The 5,598-nt window shown below is 73.4% G+C and carries 5 protein-coding genes; all 5 read right to left on the reverse strand.

The window, feature by feature from the left end:
- Window positions 1-258 precede the first annotated feature (258 nt).
- From AB8Z75_RS31280 to AB8Z75_RS31300, 5 genes are read right to left on the reverse strand one after another with little or no spacing between them, the layout of a single operon-like run.
- Window positions 259-1,419: a lipid-transfer protein gene (locus tag AB8Z75_RS31280; RefSeq protein ID WP_369207926.1), complete on the reverse strand. Its 1,161-nt coding sequence runs from the start codon at window positions 1,417-1,419 to the stop codon at window positions 259-261.
- Window positions 1,416-1,916, reverse strand: coding sequence for a MaoC family dehydratase (locus tag AB8Z75_RS31285; protein ID WP_369207934.1), 501 nt, complete (start codon window positions 1,914-1,916; stop codon window positions 1,416-1,418). The genes AB8Z75_RS31280 and AB8Z75_RS31285 overlap by 4 nt, the downstream gene beginning before the upstream one ends.
- The gene (locus AB8Z75_RS31290; protein ID WP_369207928.1) at window positions 1,916-3,124 is read right to left on the reverse strand and encodes an acyl-CoA dehydrogenase family protein; all 1,209 of its coding nucleotides are present in this window, start codon (window positions 3,122-3,124) and stop codon (window positions 1,916-1,918) included. The genes AB8Z75_RS31285 and AB8Z75_RS31290 overlap by 1 nt, the downstream gene beginning before the upstream one ends.
- On the reverse strand, window positions 3,124-4,179 hold the full coding sequence (locus AB8Z75_RS31295; RefSeq protein ID WP_369207930.1) for a bifunctional MaoC family dehydratase N-terminal/OB-fold nucleic acid binding domain-containing protein: 1,056 nt from the start codon (window positions 4,177-4,179) through the stop codon (window positions 3,124-3,126). Before AB8Z75_RS31295 ends, AB8Z75_RS31290 begins: the two co-directional genes overlap by 1 nt.
- Complete coding sequence (locus tag AB8Z75_RS31300) at window positions 4,176-5,312, reverse strand: acyl-CoA dehydrogenase family protein (protein WP_369207932.1); 1,137 nt, start codon at window positions 5,310-5,312, stop codon at window positions 4,176-4,178. The genes AB8Z75_RS31295 and AB8Z75_RS31300 overlap by 4 nt, the downstream gene beginning before the upstream one ends.
- Window positions 5,313-5,598: the final 286 nt, after the last annotated feature.

Here is a 5,598-nt window from a genome sequence, read left to right on the forward strand (position 1 = left end):
GGGCGGAGGCGGAAAGGGCGGAATCGGCCGGGGCGGAATCGGCCGGGACGGAATCGGTCGGGACGGGCTCCGCACCGGCGGCCGGGAGCACACCGCTGGTCAGCGCGGCGGCGAGCCCGGCCGAAAGGAGAGCCACTCGTCGCATCATCGGATTTGTCGTCGCCATGGGGCGAGTGAACGAGCCCCGCTCCGTCGCGCCCTTCAGGCGCGCCCGCCGGCCGCCGGGATTCAGCCGTCTGCCCGGTCCGGTACCGCCACCTACCGGGTCAGTACCAACCCGGAGGTGGGAACGCCCGTGCCCGCCGTGACCAGCACGCGCTCACACCCGTCGACCTGGTTGACGGAGGTCCCGCGGAGCTGCCGCACGGCCTCGGCGATGCCGTTCATGCCGTGCAGATACGCCTCGCCCAGTTGCCCGCCGTGCGTGTTGAGGGGCAGCGCCTCCTCGGCGACGAAAGCGGCGCCCTCCCCGCGCCCGCAGAAGCCGAACTCCTCCAACTGCATGAGCACGAACGGGGTGAAGTGGTCGTAGAGCACCGCCACGTCCATCTCGGCGGGGCCCAGTCCACTGGTGCGCCACAGCTGGCGCGCCACGACGCCCATCTCGGGGAGCCCGGTCAGCTCGTCACGGTAGAAACTCGTCATCTGTTCCTGGCCGCGTCCCGCCCCCTGGGCCGCCGCCGCGATCAGCGCCGGCCGGTGCCGCAGCCCGCGCGCGCGTTCCGGTGAGGTGATCACCAGAGCCTGCCCGCCGTCCGTCTCCTGGCAGCAGTCCAGCAGCCGCAGCGGCTCGACGATCCAGCGCGAGGCGGCGTGCTGCTCCAGGGTGAGGGGTTTGCCGTGGAAGTAGGCGGCGGGGTTGGTGGCGGCGTACTTGCGGTCCACCACGGCGACATGCCCGAAGGCCTCCGGGGTGAGCCCGTAGGTGTGCAGGTAGCGCTGCGCCGCCATGGCGACCCAGGAGGCCGGCGTGAGCAGTCCGAAGGGCAGCGACCAGCCCAGCGCCGCCCCCTCGGCCGACGGTTCGCGCTGCTGCACGCCGGCACCGAAGCGCCGTCCGGAGCGCTCGTTGAACGCGCGGTAGCACACCACCGTCTCGGCCAGCCCGCAGGCGACCGCGAGCGCCGCCTGCTGGACCGTGGCGCAGGCGGCACCCCCGCCGTAGTGCACCCGCGAGAAGAACGACAGCTCTCCGACACCGGCCGCCTGTGCGACGGTGATCTCCGGGCTGGTGTCCATCGTGAAGGTGACCATGCCGTCGACGTCGCCCGGTGTCAGCCCCGCGTCGTCCAGCGCGGCGCGCACGGCCTCCACCGCGAGGGCGAGTTCGCTGCGTCCGGAGTCCTTGGTGAACGGGGTCGCCCCGACGCCGACGACGGCCGCCCGTCCGCCGAGCGCGTCGGCCGCGTGCAGGCTCATGAGGAGGCACCCTTCGGGTCGGTTCCCGCGAGGGTGACGACGACCGTGCCGGTGACGTGGTCGCCGAGACGGCCCGCTCCCCGTACGGCGACCTCGACGGTGGCCGACTCGGCGGTGGCCGACCGGGTGGTGGCTGACCGAGTGGTGGCCGACTCGGCGCCGGCCACCCCCGCGCCGGGGGCGTCCGGTGCCGGAGGGGTGACGGCGGTGACGCGTCCGGACAGTGCGAGCGTGTCGCCCGGATAGGCGGGGACGCCCAGCCGGATGGCGACCTTGCGCAGGACGGCGTGCGGGCCGGCCCAGCCGGTGACATAGCGGCCCACCAGGCCGTTCGTGGTCAGGATGTTCATGAAGATGTCGTCCGAGCCCTTCTCCCTGGCGGCCTCGGCGTCGTGATGGACGTCCTGGAAGTCGCGTGAGGCCAGCGCGCCGGAGACGATGAGTGTGCGGGTCACCGGGATCTCCAGTGGCGGCAGCGGTTCGCCCTCGTGCGGGATCACAGTTCCTCCCTCCATTCGGCATCCCTCTCGGGGACCGCCAGTGCCTCCCCCAGGTCGGCCAGCAGCGCCCCCGGAGAGCCGAGAAAAGCGTCCAGTTGACGGCCCCACAGGAAGTGCCGGTGCACGGGGTGGGTGACGTCCGCGCCGACACCGCCGTGCAGGTGCTGCCCGGTGTGGACGACCCTGCGGCCCGCCTCGGCGGCCCACCACGCGGCGGTCAGCGCATGCGTGTGCGCGGGCAGGCCGGTGTCGTACCGCCAGGCCGCCTCGAGACAGGTGACGCGGATGGCCTCGGTGTCCAGGTGCGCGTCGGCGGCGCGCAGCTGCACCGCCTGGTTGGTCGACAGGGGGCGGCCGAACTGTTCGCGCCGGGACGTGTGGGCCACCGCGTGCGCCAGCGACCCGGCGCACACGCCCGCCTGGAGCGCCGCGAACGCCGTACGGGCGCGCCCGAGCGTCCCTTCGTACACCTCACCGTCCGGCACGCCCCGGCCGCCCTCCAGCGGCTCCCCCCGAGCGCCGGACAGCTCAAGTCGGCCTGCCGCCCAGGGTGCCGTCGTCTCGACCGCCGCGACGGCGACCGCGCGCTGGTCCGTCGGAACGAGGAAGAGCCGCGGCGGACCGACGGAGGTCTCCCTCGCGGGCACCAGCACGTGGGTGGCCGTCCGCAGCCAGGGGACGACCGGCACCGTCCCCGACAGCCGCCCCTTCTCGTCCACCCTCGGCCCCCAGGCCCCTTCCGCACTCCGCCCCGCCCGCGCGAACGGGGCCGGCTCGCACGAGGCCTGCGGGAACGAGGTCCGCTCGAAGGGGGCCCGCGGGAACGAGGGCCGCTCGAACGGGGCCCGCGGGAAGGAGGGAAGTGCTCCGGTCGCCACCGCCGTGCCGTCCCGCAGACCGGGCAGCAGGCGGGCGCGCTGTTCGTCCGTGCCGTACGCCGCGACGGGCAGCAGTCCGAACGCGCAGGTGGCCGCCAGCGGGATCTGTGCCGTGCGCCTGCCCTGCTCCTCCAGGAGGAGCGCCAGGCCGACCAGTCCGATCTCCTCGACCGCCGCGATCAGACCCGCGCCGCTCAGCGTCTTCCACAGCTCGGGGTCGGTGCCTGTGCCGAGCGCGGTGAGGCGCTCGTGCGTGGCCAGGTCGCCGATGATGCCGGCCGCCAGATCGCGTGCCGCGGTCTGCTCCTCGGTGGGGGTGAAGTCCATCAGGCCGCCGCCCGTTCCGGCGCCGCCCGGAAGACGGGCAGTTCCAGCGCGTCGTCCACCCGCAGGAACTCCAGCTCGACCGGCATCCCGATGCGCACCGCGTCGCAGTCGACGCCGACGAGGTTGCTGACGATCCGGAACCCTTCGACCAGTTCCACGAGCGCCACCGCGTACGGCGGGTCGAACGCGGGGAAGGGCGGGTGGTGCATGACGACGTACGAGTACACCGTCCCGTGCCCGGCCGACTCGACCGCCGACCACTCCGGCGAGCCGCAGCCGTTGCAGCCCGGCAGCCAGGGGAAGCGCGGTGCCGCGCAGGCGTCGCAGCGCTGGAAGAGCAGTTTGTGCGCGGCCACACCTTCCCAGAAGCCCGCGTTGTCCCGGTTGACGACGGGGCGCGGTCGGCGGGGCGCGTCCCGCTCAACCGCCGAGCGGGGTCCCGCCGGTTTGTCCGAAGGGGTACGCGCCGCCGGGCGGTACTTGAGAATGCGGAACCGGTGGGTTCCCACCGTCGTCTCGCCGACGCGCACGTCCATGCGCGTCGTGAGGAAGTAGCCGGTGCCCAGCTTGGTCGTCTTGCGCGGGGAGACCGACTCGATCAGCGCGTCGAACGTGACCTCGTCCCCGGGGCGCAGCGGCTGCCCGTACTCCTGTTCGCAGTCGGTCGCGACCACAGAGGTGTAGCCGGCGCCGTCCAGCAGACCCAGCAGTTCGTCGTACGCCCCCCTGCGGCCCGCCCGCCCTTCGAGCCCGGCCATCGTCCAGACCTGGAGCATCGTCGCCGGTGCCGAACCGTCGGGCGGCACCGGGTGGCCCAGCGCCTCGCACCAGTGCCGGATCATCGGTTCGTTCACCGGGTCGCGGCCTCGCGCCGAGGCACCGGCAGGACGCCCCTCGTAGCCGCGCAGCAGCGCGTACAGCTCGTCCGGGCCCCCCGCGGAGGCGGGCCCCGCCCCCGCTGCGGAGCCGGGCCCTGCACCGGATGTGTCCCCCGGCATCGTCCCGGTCGCGGTCCCCTCCGGGGCCCCGGCCGTGGGCCCGCCTGTGCCGCTCATCGCCGCCTCCTGACCATCCCGAGCCGCATCGTCGCGACGATCTCCCGCTGGACCTCGCTCACCCCGCCGCCGAAGGTGTTGATCTGCGCGGCTCTGTTCATCCGTTCGACCTCGCCGTCACCGAACGCGCCCGGCGATCCGGCGCGCACCGTCCCGGCCTCGCCCAGCACCTCCTGGCACAGCGCGTAGACCGCGACGGTGCTCTCCGTGCCCGCGACCTTGACCCCGCTGGCGTCGCCGGGGGCGAGCGTGCCCGCGCCGACGTCCTGGACGAGCCGCCAGTTGAGCAGCCGGGTGGCCGCGAGGCGGGCGTGCGCCTCCGCGAGCCGCGCCCGCACCCAGGGTTCGCCGATCAGACCGGTCTCGCGTACGTGGGCGAGCACGGCGTGGTAGTGGTCCTCGGCCTGCATGCCGAGCGCGGCGAGCGCCACCCGTTCGTGGTTGAGCTGGTTGGTGATCAGGCCCCAGCCGCCGTTCTCCTCGCCGACGAGGGCGCCGGGAGGGAGCCGGACGCCGTCGTAGTAGGTCGCCGTGGTGGTCAGCCCGCCGACCGTCTCGATGGGCGTCCACGAGAACCCGGGTGCGTCGGTCGGCACGAGGAGGATCGAGACGCCCTTGTGCTTGGGCGCCTCGGGGTCCGTGCGGCAGGCCAGCCAGATCCAGTCGGCCTGCTGGGCGTTGCTGGTGAACGTCTTCGCCCCGTCGACGCGCCAGCCGCCGTCGGCCACGCGCACCGCACGGGTGCGCAGCGAGGCGAGATCCGTGCCTGCCTCCGGCTCCGTGTAGCCGATGGCGAAGACGATCTCGCCGCTGAGGATGCGGGGCAGGAAGAACGCCTTCTGCTCCTCGGTGCCGTACTTCATCAGCGTCGGGCCGACGGTGTTGAGGGTGACCATCGAGACGGGCGCCCCCGCGCGGTAGGCCTCGTCGAAGAAGACGAACTGCTCGTCCGGGCCCCGCCCCCGGCCGCCGTACTCGACGGGCCAGCCGAGGCCGAGCAGCCCGTCGGCCCCGATCCGGCGCAGCAGGGCACGCTGCGGGGGTTCGCTGCCGTCCGGCGGTCGCAGAGCGCGGAAGTAGGCGCGCAACTCGGCACGGAGCGCGCGGTGGCGATCGGTCGGGGCGAGTCGCATTTTCTGACTGTCCGTCAGAAACGCGTGCGCTGTCAACCCGTCCGCCCCCGCACACGACCGCGCCGCAGACGACCCACACGACCGCCCCCACACGACCGCGCCACACACACGACCGCGCGCCCCGTGCCGAGTTGCGCCGTAAGTGCCTTTGGTCCGCCTGCAGTTGGCCGACTGCGGGGCGGTCTAGCTGTACGACGTCGCGGGTCCAGAGTTGCCCATCGCACTCCGGGTGAACCCCTCCTCACGGATTGATTCCCCCGCAAGTATGACGACGTGTCGATAAACC

The sequence above is a fragment of the Streptomyces sp. PU-14G genome (genome assembly GCF_041028275.1).
In the GTDB taxonomy this organism is placed as follows: domain Bacteria; phylum Actinomycetota; class Actinomycetes; order Streptomycetales; family Streptomycetaceae; genus Streptomyces.